Here is a 15316-nt window from a genome sequence, read left to right on the forward strand (position 1 = left end):
AGGATTTAATTAAGGTTCCGATTCCGTATTGTTATTACTGGCTGGTTAAGACAGTAAGGCGTGATATGAGGAAGGGCTTATATACACGGTATGTAACGGACTATCTGAAGACAAATGAACCATCTTTAGAATTAACAGATATTGATTTTAAGGCTCTAACAGCAGTGTGTAAAAGGAAGTAGGTGAGCGATATGGATACGCAAGGATTAGGATATGTCATTTTACCCCGCCTGCCATTTAAAGATTCACGGGATGAGACAATATACGATCATTTATTCAAACGGGCAGAGTATAGAGCGGATCAGGATTTAGAACTCGGTCAGACAATCATTAAGCTTGTGGAATTAGCAAAGCGCTTTAATTGGTCATCCGATCAGATCAAATACTCGTTAGACAGAATGGTCAAGCAGGAGTATTTAAAACTGGACAGGCTGCCGCAAAAACGCGGCTTTATTGTTACAGTTCTGAATTACGCGGATTACATACAGCTTGGCAATTACAACAAGAGGAAGAACCTTGTCCAAGTGTCGGAAGAAAGAAAGGAAGTTGATGAAAAAGTGAAAAATGTCTTTGAATTATTCGAGAACAAAGTCGCCCGTACTATCGGACCAATTGAAGCTCAGCGAATTGGCTATATGGTTGAAGATTACGGCGAGGAGAAGGTCATGGAGGCTATGAAACAGGCTTTCAGGAACAAGGGCAGCAAGGTTGGTTTAAATTACATTGAAGCAGTTCTATCAAATCCGTTTACGCAGAAGAGAAAGGAGAAAAAACAGCATGATAGCTCACAAAACACAAAGTACGGACATGGCAATGGCGGGCATTCTCAAAAAACTACGGGACAGGTCAGCCCAATTTTCAGCGGAACAGGCCGTCTCAGAAGAAAAGGCTGAATATGATTGTCCTGACTGCAAGGACAAAGGAATCATTGTTTATCGGGTTCACCAAGATACTGAACGGCAGCTGAGAAAAGAACAAAAAACAATGGAGAGTCTCAACGCTGATCAAATGGTGAGGGAAGAGGATTACCTAGCAGGAAAAGTGTGCTTACCGGATAAGGCCCGGGAGTGGAAAACCACGTACTCTAAGCAATGTAAGTGTGTGAAACGGAAAAAGATCGCCCGGCTTATGGAAGCCAGTGGCATTACGGAGGAATTTGAAATGCTTTTATTCGGTAATTTCATTACAGATGGCAAGCCTGCCATGATTAAAGACGCATATGAGTGCGCTATGGAATACTTTAAGGATTTTCAAAAAGTTAAAGGAGAACGTTCGAACAGCATCGCCCTCCTTGGGCAGCCTGGCAGCGGAAAAACGCACCTATTAACGGCAATCATGAACAACCTTATTAAGAAAAAGTCTGTTTACTGCATGTATTTCCCTTACGTCGAAGGGATGGGGAATTTAAGAGACAACTTTGACCAACTAGAGTCCAAGCTTGATGCAATGAGAAAAGCGGACGTTCTATTCATCGACGATTTATTTAAACCAGTAAAGGGAGAACCGCGGGCCACAGATTGGCAGGTTGAGCAGATCCAATCGGTCGTTAATTACCGCTATCTGAACCACAAACCCCTGCTTATTTCATCAGAATTAGATACAGCAGCATTATTAGATATAGACGAAGCGCTCGGATCACGGATCCATCAGATGTGCCGTAATTATACGGTAATCATCAAGGGAGACCGAATGCAATTAAATCATAGGTTAGGAGAATGGGAATGAGCTTAAAAACGAACGTTCAAGGATCCGGAGGGATTTACATGTTCGGCCCGGCTGAACAGACAGGCGGACAGGATCTCACACCGGCGATTAGGATCCTGGAGGAGAAAATAAGGCAATTGGAGCTGGTGAGAAGTGCTTAAAGCAGTTGCGGCGCTGCCAGTCATATTACTGACTGCACCTTACAAGGAAAAGCAGATCGAGCATTGGGAACAGATTGACGGGAGGTAAAAGGCTGTTGAGTTCTATTCAGTTTATTGTTTATGGAGAGCCGATCGCACAAGGACGGCCGCGGGGATCCATTCAAAACGGAAAGGTTAGAATGTACGATCCTGTAAAGTCAAAAAATTTTAAGCAGTATGTGGCACTGGTTGCATCTCAGCATCGGCCGAAGCAGGTTATTGCTGGTCCTGTCGCAATGGAAGTCAGAGTATTCAGACCGATGCCGAAAGCTGTATCCGGATCGAAGAGAAAAAAGGAGAACGCTGAAAAAGGACTTTTACGCCCTGTAACAAAGCCGGACGTCGATAACTATGTAAAAGGTGTCAAAGACGCTTTAAATCATCTGATATACAAGGATGATAGTCAGGTAGTCGATTTGAAGGTCAGTAAGTTTTACAGTGAAGAGCCGCGGGTGGAAGTCATTATAACTGAGATTGTGTCATGACAGGTAGCTTTTGTATGGATCATAAATCAAATAGTCAGGAGGTCAACAACATGCAAGAAAACAACAACAATCCTTACGTACCAGGACCGGTAAAGGAATGGAAAATGACGCCGGAAGAACTGGCAGCATATGTCGAAAAACATCCGATCATTTACCGAGAGGAACTAAAGCCGTCTCCAGCATTCACAATGAGCGGCTGGGAAAATCCGTACTAAGGATATAAAAAAACACCGAAGCTTATGCCTCAGTGCTTATGATTCGAATTGGTACTTCTATCATAGCACAGGAGGAGTCTAGGTGTACAACCCTAAAGAAATTAAAAATCACGAAGGAAGTATTCAGCAAAGTATGGAGCCTGGGAAAATTCGTATCATCGTTTTAGATGGCACTGAAGGAACAGCGCATGTATTGGATGTCCCAGAGCACGGAAAGACCATCATCCAAACATCAAAAGGCAGCTTTGCACGAGTCGATCACGAAATAGGGTTCAAGGTGAAATGAAACGAATGTAATTATTCAGCAAAGGGGTTTTTGAATTGATGCCATTACAAGTCAAATTACAACGTGTCGTCAAAGCAACGAAAGATGAAGCGATGACCGTCGAACAGGCAGCAGAGTATTTGAAAGTTCCCAAACAATATATACCGGTCCTTGTCGCGCGTTCAGATGATTTAAAGATGATTGGTGATGAAACAATTATTGCAAAACGGGATAAAATGAATGGTTGGTTGATATTGACGGCAGTGGTGGTTACATTTTTTGTGATCTCTATCTTGCCGGGATTAATGGGGTGACATCATACTTAATCAACAAATGAAATATTCCTACTACCGGATCTGATACTGCGGCAAGGGTATTAGGGAATATTAGGAGTTTCACGGACAGTGTATGACTGAAAAAGAAGCCCCTTTTTAGAGGCTTCAATATTTACTTTCTCACAGTAATTTCAAGAGCACCTAATAAAGCACCATTTGATTTATACATCCACACTTCAGCTGTATTACTGCCTGAGTCTTTTATGCCTTTTATTTCACGACCATTAACTTCAACATACTGAGATCCACGCACAACAACAGCATAAGAGGCTGTATCATCAATTGGATAGGTTTTACCAACATCTAGAGTTATACTTCTTTTTAGGGCTTTAAACGGAGCTTCTTCAGTTGCTGAATTAATATGGTTTTGTATTAATGTAGGTTGTTTTGTTTGCCCGGCTTCTTGAGCAGAAGCTATTCCACCAATAGAAAAAGATAATGCAGAAACGGAGAGTAATGAAACGATTGATTTTTTGAGATTCATTATTAAACACTCCTTTGAGTTTTTTAAGTACAAATGTATTATTACGTATAACCCCAAAATATTCAAGGGAATTTTTGTTAATATTTTGTGAATTTGGTTAAATGTGTCCAAGTGCCTTTTGTTGAAAGCGAGTGTAGTATAGGCGTTGAGCAGGAGATTATAAATTGATAGAATTAAGTGGAAATAATAAGTGAGAAGGAGAATTAAATGGATTTAGATCAAGCTTTGAATGAATTATTTAAGTTATTAAAAATCCCTGTGTTAGCTTGTATATTCTTTATTTTAAAGAATATTAAACCTGTTTCTTTTTTTTCAGCCAATGTTGTTGAACAGAGATTGTTTTCAAAAGAACAATTATTTGGTTTTAAGGTAATTAAACATATTTTGAATACGTTATTTTGGATGATTGTTTTATATCCGGCTACATTTTACCTCAGGGGTATTATACCTGGACCTAATGATTTATTTTCCTATGTAATTGTAATTTTTGGTGGAATTATATGGGGCGTAATAGTAATAATAAATGAAGGAGCTTTTTCAAAAATCAAGTCTAGTAGATTATGTAAAGGTATCTTTGTTACAGTTTTTATGGTTTGTTTAATACTTTTTTATACACAACTTTATAACTTTTTTATAGATTCATTACTATCGGAAGAGTTTAACCTTAAAATTTTAGGGATAAGTATGCTTGTTTTGTTTTTATTTACACTTCCAATTCCTTTTATATTAATTCCTATTTCAAAATTTATTAAATGGTCAAACGAACAAAGTGTTTATATAGAAGATGAAAAAAAACAAAAATGGTATATTTTATACTCAATAAATAAAGAGACTGTTTTGTTAGGAAATAAAAATGAACAAAGATTATGCAGTAAAACTATGATCAAGAGGAAAGAAGAGCTGTATAACACACCTATCGAGATGGTTAAAACTGATAATTAAGTCCAAGACGGAAAGCCTGCGGACACTGAACTCACAGTATTAGCACTGTTTGTTTGGTGTCCGTTTTTTATTTGAACGGAGGGACGAACATAAAACAGGGAAAGAAAAAGTCCAATAAAAGCGCGCATGAGCGTTCTGAACGGTTTTGGCGGCAAGTGATGGGCAAGACAAGCAAACACTGACGTGGCAAAGGCAGCGCTTTTAAGCGTAAAGAGAGGGATAAACATGCAGGATCTAATCATTGAATATAAAAGAGCGTTAAAAGAAGCAAGAAAGATGTACCGGTCATTCTCGGAAACACCGGGAGTTGAAATGACAGCTGAACAAAAGAACGATAAGAAGATAATTGGCAGTATGATCAGTGACATTGAATTCACTCTCGAATGGCTGCAGAACGGAAGACAGCCCGGCGCCCGCCGAGGTGCTGACAGAAGGGACGCATATCAAAGGACGATTCTTGCTGATCCGCGCTTAATTGATGCGCTCCCGGAAGAATACGCAATCGTTCAAGAAGCTGAGGGAGAGGTAAGTGATTGGGATAAGGAAAGAATCGCTGATGCCCTATCCGTGCTCACAGAAAGAGAAAAAGACATTTTCATGATGCATGCTGTGCAAAACATGTCATTCGAAGAGATAGCGCAGTTATTGGGGATTAAAAAAGGAACTGTGCAGAAGAACATCGAACGTTCACGTTTGAAAATGAAAAATAGAGCAGATCACAGCCTATTCTGTTTAGCATGAATAGGCTCTTTTTTATTGGAGAAATAATGAAAAAAGCCCACTAAATTACTTGACGTAAGTAAAGTTATGGGGTATAATTAAAGTATAGAAAGGAGGGAAAGAAAGTGGCTGAAATCGCATTGGTACTGGGGATTATCCTCACAACTCTCACAGTTGTTGAAAAAGTCCTCATCATTAGGGAAAAGCTTAAAACAAAAAAGCCCAAAATCAAAAAACGCCGTCGACCAAGAAAGCGCAGATGATTTTGAGCCGAGGGAGAAGGTAGCGCTTCTCCCTTGCTCCAAGTATAACAAATCCAGCGACTAAAGAAAAATACTTGAAAGCCAGCCACTTTCAAAAAAATGAAAAGTGTACAGTCTACTACCGATATTGTTGTTCTTCTCGCCCTAGCGTATATGCTGTTTTTCCGTCAGGATGTGGCAGCGGGACCATTAAAAACGGCTCTCGACATTAGTCTGATCATTTTATTTGTTGTTTCGATCATTGAGAAAGCATTTTCCCTTTACTTGAAATATCGTGAGAAAAAAGGATGATTCAAAAATGTACAAGCCGAAAGAGCGTGACGCAATCAAGAAATTCTTGAATGAAGAGATACTCAATACAAGTGAAGCGCTTGAGATTTTGGGATTCACCCGTCAGTATCTGAACCAGTTAGTAAAGACCGGGGAATTAGAGCCGATGAAAGAAATGCCCCGGGACAGGCTTTTTCTGAAAGAGGATATTTTGGATTTTCAAAAGAATAGACGGAAATGAGCATCCGAAAAATAGGGTGCTTTTTTATGCAATGAACAATATTTATTGGAATAAAATCAATATTTTTCATATAATTATATTGACGGTGGTAAACATAAGTGTTATAATTAAAGTATCGAAAGGAGGTGTTAACGAGCATGGAAATCGTTGAATTCATCCTTAGGGATACAGCTTGGTTAGTCGGAATTCTCGTTGGGATTACGACACTGATCAAGAACATCAAAGACCTAAAGGGTGATAAAAACAAAAAACGACGTTCTCCCGCCAAGAAGAAACGTCGCTCATAACTAACGAGGGGAATCACTTCCCCTTCTTATACTATAACATTAAACAAAACCATTGAAAAATTCCATGCTCGGGGATAATGAAAAAAATATTAGACTCAACAACACTGTTATTTTTCGTCTTGTTCTGCTTACAATTCGCTCGAATGGATTATAACAACCTAAATGTACTGGACATAATATCGATAGTGCTAGCAGTTATCTGGCTCACGCTGACGATTATAAATGTAGTTATGAAATGGAGGAATTCAAAGGATGGATAAGTTTGTATTTAATGATGTCGAAGAATTGAGAGAGTTCCTTGATAATGAAGTCATAACCACCTCCGAAGCGATTGAAATTATCGGGTGCAGCCGGCAGAACCTCAAGCAACTGGTGGATTATAAAACATTGGTTCCGATTAAAACTACGAACAGAGATCGCCTATTCTTGAGAAAAGATATTGAAGGCTATAAAAAGAAACGTTGATTGCACCCGCAGCTAAAGGGTGCTTTTTTGTCTTACGACTGCCACCTATTTATGAAAGACACTTTCGTTCGACAAATTTTGCATAGCATTTATTACCATCCTTTAAAACCGATATAATGGTTGTAAGGAGATGTGATAATATGCCTACAAGAAAAGTGAATTTTGATTTTTACACTTTTAATTGCCCAACAGACCAAAATGCTCTGGTAAATGCACTAGAAAATGAAATTAAATTAAGGCAAGAGGGGAAGGTAAACAATATAGAACTGTTCGGCTTTGTTTGCCGTATATGGGAGATTGAAAAAACTAGCGAAGGATTCTATGTTTGTAACGTTGAAAAAATAAATGTTCTAGATGAAGCAAACATTGGTGATTTACAAGCCGAGAGAATGACTGTTGCTACAAAGCCGGATCAAGGACCACTTTTTGATACTGCTTTTTTATATAACCCTATGAATGAAGTTGTTGTTCTTCAAAGAAATTCAAGACTTGGATTAGGGTATAAAGCGTTTGTTTCTTATTTGAGTAAACTTACAAAAAAAGACGATTGTGATTTAGAAATTATTATTGATCCCAAGGTTATCGTTAAGCTTGATAAGATGGATATGGTTAAAAAAATTGAATATTCAGTTTCGAATCCAACAAACTTAGATTTTGCGAAAGAACAAAACCGAGGAATGAATGGTGATTTAGAGCTTGCTAAAAAATTATTAGGAAGTTCACTGAACGTTGTTATTGGATCTCAAAGAGGAAGTCACCTCTCATTAGATGAAGCCAAAAAAAAGGTTAAATCACTTTTAGGTTTTTCAGATAATATGTCTAACATAATAGTTCGAGGTCAGATTGATGATGATATGGAATCAATAAATTTAATCAAACATAAAGTAACCTATGAAGAAAAATTCAAATTAAAAAAGGAAGAAAAATTAACGGTTGTAAAAGTTGTGGAAGCTTTGCCAAAAGCATATAAGTTTCATGAAGTAAACCTGAATAGAATGTATATTAATAAAAGTTAAAATAGGAGGTAGGAAAATGTTTGAAAGAACCTACCCATTAATATTAAGTATTGTTTCAGTTGGAACTTCTATATGGTTCAATTTTTCGCTATTAGATTTAAAGAATTATAAAGATATAATGTCATCTTCGATAAGCTTAGGTTCAATTGCGGTAGGTTTTTTAGCAGCTGCTATAACATTAATGCCTTCACTTTCAAACAATGAACTGGTCAAAAATTTGAAAAGGTTAGGTGCGTACCAAAAATTATTAAGATATATTATTATTGCTATTATAGGTCTTTTCGCAATTTCTTTCTTGTCTATAAGTGGATTGTTTATTAATAGTGATACGTATACACTTGTTAAATTTGTGTTCGGTAACCTTTGGATTTTTGTATTCGTGTTTGCTATTTTATCAATTGTCCGAGTGATTCATTTATTTTTGAAATTTCTTGTGTTAACACAAAATGATTCACACTAGAGCTTTAATTTTTGGCGTCTTCTTACCAGAAGGCGCTTTTTATATTCCCTGTAAACTGATTCCGGTAAATCTCAAGGAGACAATTGGCGGCTAACGGCTTGAGTACGGTGTCGGTTTAGAGGGAATGTAAGGAGGTTGCATGATGGGATTCATAGCACAGTATGGAGAGAGCATAGAAAAAGAGATACAGACATGTAAGGGCATAGATAGGGCGGGACAGAATGAAGGGGTATTGAGGGAATCAATGTATATGAACTTCAATTCTTTTTGGCATTCACACCGAAACAAAGGAATAAGGATATAAGTTCATGCCGCCCAAGCCCCTAAAGGAATGTGCCGCCCGTGGTTGCCATGCTCTTACCCGGGAAAGGTACTGTGATGCACACAAGACACGACAACAAGAAGAAACAAAACATTACAACAAACATTCAAGAAACAAAACAATAACAAGTTTTTATAAATCAACTGAATGGAAACGAACAAGACAACTTGCTTTGATACGAGACAATTATCTCTGTCAGCATTGTTTGAAAGCGCATTGCTTCACTCCGGCTGACATGGTGCATCATATAGTGGAAGTAAAGCAAGATTGGTCGAAACGATTGGACATAAAGAACCTTGAAAGCTTGTGTAATGCCTGTCATAACAAGGCTCACGGCAGTAAGGGCAAGTGACCCTCCCCCCCTAACAAATCTCTGGAAGGGAAACGAACGGAGAACGGCGATCCCCCTTCTGTAAACAAACACCGCTTTTCAAAGTTCCACAAACAGCAGAAAGCCCCCTCGGCAAATTAACCGAGAGGGCTTGGTACGACTGGTTTTGTGATTGATTCCATCGTATCACGATTGCCGAAAAAAACAAGCAAAAAACGTACTTTTTTGAAACGAAATGAGGTGAGAACATGCCGAGACCTGCTAAATCTGCAACACTTCAATTAATACAGGGGAATCCAAACAAAAAGAATACGGATGAGCTGGCAGCCCGTGCTGAGCATGAAAAAAAGATAAAAATGCGCTCCGATAATATTAAAGCGCCGTCTTGGTTAAATAAAGTGGCGAAAAAAGAATTTAAAAGGGTTTCTGCTTTATTATCTGAGGTGGAGATTATCACTGAAGCAGATATCAGCATGTTGGCCGCCTATTGTAATGCATACTCTCAGTATGTTTCCATTTCAGAAATCATTGAAAAAGATGGGATCATGGTGCATACCGAGGGACATGATGAGGATGGAAATCCTATTCAGTTGATTGGTGAAGAGCATCCGTTATTGAAGCGGCAAAAGAATTACTATGATCAAATGAAATCAGCTGCGAATGATTTCGGCCTTACGCCATCTGCCCGGGCAAAACTCGCTATTACCCGCACACAGGAGGAACGAGAAAAGACGGCTGCAGAAAAGGAGTTTGGTAATGTATGAAGACAATAAAACAATTTCTTATTGATTACTCACGCGACGTTATATCGGGTGAGATTGTCGCATGTGAAAAACACGTATGGGCTTGTCAGCGCTTTTTAAATGATATCAGCCGGGAAGGTACCAGAGAGTTTCCGTACGTCTTTGATGATGAGAAAGCGCGTCGATTTCTTTATTGGATGACACAATTCAAGCATACGAAAGGGCCGTTGCAAGGTGAAAATATTGTGCCGGAGCCTATTCAAATATTTATTTTCGGCAATGTGTACGGTTGGGTGCATAAGGATAACGGCTATCGACGATTTAAAAAAGTGTATTGGCAGGTTGGCCGTAAAAACACAAAAACACAAAGCCTGGCATGTGTTGGATCCTATGAGGCAATGGCTAACGACGAATACATGTCCGAGGTTTACATAGGTGCAACAAAAACGGAACAGGCGAAAATCTGCTGGAACGAAATTAAAGCACAGATTATGCAAAGTGACCTTTTGAATAAGCCGGAGAAGAAATACCGAATTGCTTACGGTAAGATTGAACATCCCAAAACACAGTCAAAAATAGAGGCGCTTTCGAAAGATGCAGGTAAAACGGGGGACGGGTTCAACCCGCAATGCGGCATCATCGATGAGTACCACGCCCATAAAACTTCAGAGATTTACGATGTACTCGCTTCTGGTATGGCTGCTCGTGCTCAACCGTTAATGATGATTATTACGACAGCAGGGTTTGAGCTAAATAATCCCGCCTATCGTGTGGAATACGATTACGTTTCACGTATACTGGATCCCAATAAAGTTGAGCAAAATGAAAAGTATTTTGTGATGATTAATGAATTAGATAAAGACGATGACATTAAAGATGAGCGTAATTGGATAAAAGCAAACCCTATTGTGGCAGCTAACGAACACGGGCTGAATTATTTGCGTGGAGAATTGGAAGTAGCGCTTGCTGTGCCAGAGAAAATGAGAAATTTCATGACAAAGAATATGAACATTTGGGTTAATATGCGCGAGAATGGTTATATGGATATGCAAGCTTGGGCTGATTGCGGTTCGGATGAATTTCCTGAGCTGAAGAACCGGGAATGTTATGTCGGCATTGACTTGTCAAAAACGATTGATCTAACCGCCGCATCTTTCATCTTTCCGTTAGATGACGGCAGTTTTGCTGTCGATAGTCACGGCTTTATGCCAGAGGATACATTCCATGAGCGGATGAACACGGACAAGGTCCCTTACGATGTATGGGAGAAAAAGAACTGGTTAACAACAACAGATGGAGCTGTCGTCGATTACGATTATATCAGAGCGTATATTAAGAAAATGGAGAAGGAACATGGCTGGCGCATCAAGGAAATTGGATATGATCCATATAACGCTACTCAGTTCGCTCAGCAAATGGAGGCAGACGGATATGTAATGGTTGAAATCCGCCAAGGGGTGGCAACACTCTCAGAGCCGACAAAAGACTTCAGAGCAAAGGTCAAGTCCAAAAAAATCATACACCCGAAAAATGATCTTCTAACTTGGGCAATGGGGAACGCTGTAACAAAAGTGGATGCTCAAGAGAACATCATGTTGGACAAATCAAAATCAACCCAACGGATTGATCCGGCCGCCGCGCTTGTGAATGCGTATGTACGGGCTTCTCAAATCAATAATGAGGTTGATTTAAACGCATATATCAAGTCAGCTTCATTTTCTTTCTAAAGGTGGTGTAGAAGTGAAGAAAATACTGACAGCCATGATGCTTTTTTTAAATGATTTTCTTTTTATCATAGGTGCTGCTTTTATATTGGCAGCTGCATATCGTTTGCACACCGACATCGGTCTTGTTTTGACAGGTGTCTTTTTTATATTTTATGCACTGCTGCTCAGTAAGAAAAGGAGGTGATTAATTGTTTTTGGAAGGGCTGTTTTCTAAGAGATCAAATGATGCAGAGCCTTGGGGTCTCACAAATCCTCCTGATTGGATTATAGATATGTTCGGCGGCTCAAAAACAGCTAGCGGTGAACGCGTCAGTGAATCAACAGCACTCATCCACCCTGATGTTTTTTCATGTGTAAATGTATTGTCTGATGACATTGCAAAGCTTGCCGTCCATACATTCAAAAAGAAGCAAGGAAACATTATAAGCAGTATGGATCATCCTGTTGCCCAATTGCTTTATCTGAAGCCGAATCAATACATGACGGCTTTTACTTGGAAAAAGCTTATGATGACTCATGCTTGCACGTGGGGGAATGCCTATTCTTATATAAAAACAGATCGGAATGGCTTTATTACAGCTCTATTGCCATTAAACCCCGCCAATACGCAAGCCTATGTAAACCCAAACACAGGTATGCTGTGGTATGAAACTGTCATTAATTCCAAAAGTGTTGAATTGTATGCAGATGAGATCCTGCATTTCAAGAGTATGACAGAAGACGGGATCAACGGCAAGAGTCCTATCGGAGTTATAAGGGAGCATATTGGCGCGCAGTCGGCTGCCACAAAATTTAATGCGAAATTATATAAAAATGATGCGACACCGCGGGGAATCTTAAAAGTTCCGACTTTAATAGACGAAGATGCAAAACAGCGGGCAAGAGATGAATGGGAAAAGGTAAATGCCGGTCGGAACATTGCAATTATAGATGCCGGTCTTTCTTATGAATCAATATCTATGCCGTTGCAAGAAGCTCAGTTTGTGGAGTCTATGAAATTTAATAAGGCACAAATCGCATCTATTTTTAAAGTTCCATTGCATAAAATCAATGAGCTGGACCGGGCAACATTCAATAATATTGAACACCAATCGATTGAATACGTAAAAAACACGCTGCAGCCGTGGCTGGTTTCTTTTGAACAGGAAATTATTACGAAACTCTTTACTGATGAAGAGATTAAAGACGGGTTCTATATCAAATTCAATGTAAACAGCGAGCTGCGCGGTGATGCGAAATCTAGGGCGGAGTATTATGAAATTATGGAACGGATCAGTGCATTAAATATAAATGAAATTCGTGCTTTTGAAGAGAAAAACGCAATTGAACACGGTGATAGGCACCTTGTATCGCTTAACTATACATTCCTTGATTCATTGGAGGAGTATCAAATGAACAAATCAGGTTCCGTTAAGGGAGGTGAGGACATACATGAGCAAGGAAGTTCGCCACCTAACAACGAAGATTGAGTTGCGTTCTGCTGGTGAAGGGGAAGAAAAAAGAGATTTTATTGAGGGTTACGCCTTAAAATTTGAAAAATGGTCTGAGCGTTTAGGTGGATGGTTTAAAGAAATCATCAGCCGGGATGCATTAGCTTCCACGGACCTTTCAAACGTAGTAGCGCTTTTTAATCACCGCCAGGATTATCCGTTAGCGAGAAACACCGTTTCTGGCGATGCTGGGCGGCTTGAATTAGAGACAGATGCTATTGGTCTAAAATTCCGTTTTACCCCCACAGATACGACGTATGCTAAAGATTTAATGGAGAATATCAGAAGCGGAGTCATTAATCAGTGTTCCTTCGCCTTTTCACTAAATTATAACAAGAATGAGCCGGATGAATGGCGTCATAATGATGAAGAAGATGTATATGAACGTCGAATCAATAACATCGAGCGTATTTTTGACATATCACTTGTTACAACGCCTGCTTATAACGATACGGAGGCTGTGATCGGTGAACGCAGTTTAGAAAAAGTTGAACAGATTAAAGAAATGCGCGATGCGCCAATAGAAAAACTAAAAATGGAATTGGAACTTTTAGACCTAACGTTATAGGTCTATTTTTTATGTTCAAATCTAAGGAGGATACCCGAATGCCAGTAGCAATGACAAAAAAGGAACGTGAATTAAGACAAAAATTCACACAAAAGAAACAAGAGGCTTCAAATCTTTTGGAGGATGGAAAGCCTGAAGAAGCTCGCAGCATGCTTGAAGAAGCAAAAGAGCTGCAGGGTCAAATTGAATTAATGACAGAGGGCCGCAGTTTAGAACTTCCGGAGATTGGCGAGGAACGAAACTTTGCTGCAGAAATCAAAAGTGAACCAAAGAAAGAGGCGGAAGATCGCAATATCTTAACAGCGACGAAAGAATACCGGGAAGCGTGGTTGAAGGTGCTAACCGGCCGCAGCCATGATCTTGAAACAGAAGAGCGAAACATGATGGAACGCGTTTTGAAAGAAAACCGTGCATTATCTGCAGGCAGCGATAAAGACGGCGGCTATACAGTGCCGGATGATATTTCAAAAGAAATTTTGAAATCTATCCAGGAACTAAACTCTGTTCGTAATCTGATCCGTGTTGTTCCGAAAACTGCGCCATCCGGAAATTATACGGTTCGTAAAGGCGTTGCCGGAAAACTTTATAACACAGCGGAGAAAGAACAGATTAAAGAACTGAAGAATATGGAATTTGATCAAATTTGGTATAACGTCAAGAAATTTGCCGGAATCATGCCTGTTTCCAGTGAGTTGTTAAATGATTCATTTGTGAATTTTGTTCAAGAGATCGTGGACTGGCTGTCTGAATCAGCCGTTGTAACAGAGAATGATGAAATTTTTTATGGAGACGGTGGTGAGAAAAACGTTGAAGGTATCATTAGCAGCGGCAAATTCAAGTCTATTAAAGCGCCGTCACTCATTACGATTAAGTTTTTAAGAAAAGTGAAAAACCAAATTAAGCGCGGTTATCGACGTAACGCTGTTTGGGTGATGAATACTGAAGCGTTTGAAACCCTAGCAAATATCGAAGACAAAAACGGCCGCGGCATTTTAGCGGAGGATCCAAGAAATGAGGATAATTTCTTGCTATTTGGGCGTCCGGTTGAAATCTATGATGAAGTCCTTACGGATGATAAAACACAGAAAACACACATTCTTTTCGGCGACTTTAAACGCGGCTACTTCATGTTTGATCGTCAAAAATTTGAAATCAAATCTACAGATGTTGGCGGAGATGCCTTTCTTACGGATCAGACATATTTCCGCGGTATTGAGCGGTTCGACGGAAAAGTAGTGGATCCAGAAGCTGCAATCATTGTAACTGATCTTGTTGTTGGTGAGGATGCAAAAGTGGAAACACCTGAACAATCTGCTGATCTTGGAAACTAATACTGAAAGGATTGATTAAAAGATGGCAAAACTAAACAACATTCTAAACGAAAGTAACGGTGTGCTAACGTCAGCAAGAGACAACGGGGAAGGAGCGCCTATTACGGATATTTCTGTTGCTGACAATAGCGAAGAAAACCCACTCTTCGTAAAGGGGCTTAAAGGGGATCCGGGTGAACCAGGACCGCAGGGGGAACCTGGTCCTGCTGGTCCGAAAGGTGAAACAGGCGAGCAAGGTCCTAAAGGCGAAAAAGGTGATCCAGCAGTTATTGATGAGGGCAGCATTGTACATGAAATGCTTGCTGACAAATCAGTTCGCAGCAATAACATTGGAACAGGCAGCGTCATGATGGATCATCTGAACAGTGAAGTGAAGGCTGTACTTGATGGTATGCAAAAACAAATTGATGAACTGAAATCAACTACTCCTGCAGAATGAAAGGCAGGTGATG

General features: G+C 39.6%; 24 protein-coding genes. 23 read left to right on the top strand and 1 reads right to left on the bottom strand.

Going from position 1 to position 15316, the window contains the following annotated elements:
* The first annotated feature begins 191 nt into the window (after positions 1-191).
* The 7 genes from AC3WTF_RS02865 (at position 192) to AC3WTF_RS02895 (ending at position 3183) form a co-directional block, all read left to right on the top strand.
* Complete coding sequence (locus AC3WTF_RS02865) at positions 192-893, top strand: DnaD domain protein (protein ID WP_492314176.1); 702 nt, start codon at positions 192-194, stop codon at positions 891-893.
* Positions 778-1725: an ATP-binding protein gene (locus tag AC3WTF_RS02870; RefSeq protein WP_131242021.1), complete on the top strand. Its 948-nt coding sequence runs from the start codon at positions 778-780 to the stop codon at positions 1723-1725. The genes AC3WTF_RS02865 and AC3WTF_RS02870 overlap by 116 nt, the downstream gene beginning before the upstream one ends.
* Complete coding sequence (locus tag AC3WTF_RS02875) at positions 1722-1865, top strand: hypothetical protein (RefSeq protein WP_335433473.1); 144 nt, start codon at positions 1722-1724, stop codon at positions 1863-1865. Before AC3WTF_RS02870 ends, AC3WTF_RS02875 begins: the two co-directional genes overlap by 4 nt.
* Positions 1866-1960: 95 nt before the next feature.
* The gene (locus AC3WTF_RS02880) at positions 1961-2389 is read left to right on the top strand and encodes a RusA family crossover junction endodeoxyribonuclease (RefSeq protein ID WP_225046289.1); all 429 of its coding nucleotides are present in this window, start codon (positions 1961-1963) and stop codon (positions 2387-2389) included.
* 50 nt (positions 2390-2439) lie between these two features.
* Complete coding sequence (locus AC3WTF_RS02885; RefSeq protein ID WP_162918043.1) at positions 2440-2604, top strand: hypothetical protein; 165 nt, start codon at positions 2440-2442, stop codon at positions 2602-2604.
* An 82-nt stretch (positions 2605-2686) separates the two neighbouring features.
* Positions 2687-2890, top strand: a complete 204-nt coding sequence (locus AC3WTF_RS02890) for an XtrA/YqaO family protein (RefSeq protein ID WP_025852610.1) — start codon at positions 2687-2689, stop codon at positions 2888-2890.
* Positions 2891-2925: 35 nt separating this feature from the next.
* Positions 2926-3183, top strand: a complete 258-nt coding sequence (locus tag AC3WTF_RS02895; RefSeq protein ID WP_492314177.1) for a hypothetical protein — start codon at positions 2926-2928, stop codon at positions 3181-3183.
* A gap of 133 nt (positions 3184-3316) precedes the next feature.
* Here AC3WTF_RS02895 and AC3WTF_RS02900 read toward each other — a convergent pair whose 3' ends face one another.
* Positions 3317-3688 carry a BLB8/JUQZ-1 family protein gene (locus AC3WTF_RS02900; RefSeq protein ID WP_129004162.1) on the bottom strand — a complete coding sequence of 124 codons (372 nt, stop codon included), beginning with the start codon at positions 3686-3688 and terminating at the stop codon, positions 3317-3319.
* Positions 3689-3895: 207 nt separating this feature from the next.
* On the opposite strand from AC3WTF_RS02900, the gene AC3WTF_RS02905 reads away from it, so the two are divergent.
* From AC3WTF_RS02905 to AC3WTF_RS02980, 16 genes are all read left to right on the top strand, one after another.
* Positions 3896-4630 (top strand): hypothetical protein, encoded by a 735-nt coding sequence (locus AC3WTF_RS02905; RefSeq protein ID WP_144664620.1) that lies wholly within the window; start codon positions 3896-3898, stop codon positions 4628-4630.
* A 225-nt stretch (positions 4631-4855) separates the two neighbouring features.
* Entirely contained in the window at positions 4856-5371 is a 516-nt protein-coding gene (locus AC3WTF_RS02910; RefSeq protein WP_108724859.1) for a sigma-70 family RNA polymerase sigma factor, read from the top strand.
* Positions 5372-5475: 104 nt separating this feature from the next.
* The gene (locus tag AC3WTF_RS02915) at positions 5476-5613 is read left to right on the top strand and encodes a hypothetical protein (protein ID WP_014304494.1); all 138 of its coding nucleotides are present in this window, start codon (positions 5476-5478) and stop codon (positions 5611-5613) included.
* A 298-nt stretch (positions 5614-5911) separates the two neighbouring features.
* On the top strand, positions 5912-6124 hold the full coding sequence (locus AC3WTF_RS02920; RefSeq protein WP_072177182.1) for a helix-turn-helix domain-containing protein: 213 nt from the start codon (positions 5912-5914) through the stop codon (positions 6122-6124).
* 137 nt (positions 6125-6261) lie between these two features.
* Complete coding sequence (locus tag AC3WTF_RS02925) at positions 6262-6411, top strand: hypothetical protein (RefSeq protein WP_492314178.1); 150 nt, start codon at positions 6262-6264, stop codon at positions 6409-6411.
* A 252-nt stretch (positions 6412-6663) separates the two neighbouring features.
* Complete coding sequence (locus AC3WTF_RS02930) at positions 6664-6876, top strand: DNA-binding protein (protein WP_492314179.1); 213 nt, start codon at positions 6664-6666, stop codon at positions 6874-6876.
* A gap of 140 nt (positions 6877-7016) precedes the next feature.
* Positions 7017-7892: a DUF6731 family protein gene (locus AC3WTF_RS02935; RefSeq protein ID WP_492314180.1), complete on the top strand. Its 876-nt coding sequence runs from the start codon at positions 7017-7019 to the stop codon at positions 7890-7892.
* Between the two features lie 16 nt (positions 7893-7908).
* On the top strand, positions 7909-8352 hold the full coding sequence (locus tag AC3WTF_RS02940) for a hypothetical protein (protein ID WP_492314181.1): 444 nt from the start codon (positions 7909-7911) through the stop codon (positions 8350-8352).
* A gap of 308 nt (positions 8353-8660) precedes the next feature.
* The gene (locus tag AC3WTF_RS02945; protein WP_492314182.1) at positions 8661-9026 is read left to right on the top strand and encodes an HNH endonuclease; all 366 of its coding nucleotides are present in this window, start codon (positions 8661-8663) and stop codon (positions 9024-9026) included.
* A gap of 227 nt (positions 9027-9253) precedes the next feature.
* Positions 9254-9769, top strand: a complete 516-nt coding sequence (locus AC3WTF_RS02950) for a phage terminase small subunit P27 family (protein ID WP_492314183.1) — start codon at positions 9254-9256, stop codon at positions 9767-9769.
* The gene (locus AC3WTF_RS02955; protein ID WP_038458898.1) at positions 9766-11475 is read left to right on the top strand and encodes a terminase large subunit; all 1710 of its coding nucleotides are present in this window, start codon (positions 9766-9768) and stop codon (positions 11473-11475) included. The genes AC3WTF_RS02950 and AC3WTF_RS02955 overlap by 4 nt, the downstream gene beginning before the upstream one ends.
* Positions 11476-11488: 13 nt before the next feature.
* The gene (locus tag AC3WTF_RS02960; protein ID WP_014418199.1) at positions 11489-11659 is read left to right on the top strand and encodes a hypothetical protein; all 171 of its coding nucleotides are present in this window, start codon (positions 11489-11491) and stop codon (positions 11657-11659) included.
* A 4-nt stretch (positions 11660-11663) separates the two neighbouring features.
* Entirely contained in the window at positions 11664-12944 is a 1281-nt protein-coding gene (locus AC3WTF_RS02965; protein WP_085342120.1) for a phage portal protein, read from the top strand.
* The gene (locus tag AC3WTF_RS02970; RefSeq protein WP_014418197.1) at positions 12907-13533 is read left to right on the top strand and encodes an HK97 family phage prohead protease; all 627 of its coding nucleotides are present in this window, start codon (positions 12907-12909) and stop codon (positions 13531-13533) included. The genes AC3WTF_RS02965 and AC3WTF_RS02970 overlap by 38 nt, the downstream gene beginning before the upstream one ends.
* Before the next feature lie 38 nt (positions 13534-13571).
* Positions 13572-14864 (top strand): phage major capsid protein, encoded by a 1293-nt coding sequence (locus tag AC3WTF_RS02975; protein ID WP_335433453.1) that lies wholly within the window; start codon positions 13572-13574, stop codon positions 14862-14864.
* Positions 14865-14886: 22 nt separating this feature from the next.
* On the top strand, positions 14887-15303 hold the full coding sequence (locus AC3WTF_RS02980; protein WP_335433451.1) for a collagen-like triple helix repeat-containing protein: 417 nt from the start codon (positions 14887-14889) through the stop codon (positions 15301-15303).
* Positions 15304-15316 lie beyond the last annotated feature (13 nt).

It is taken from the genome of Bacillus sp. EB106-06-01-XG163, assembly GCF_058791615.1.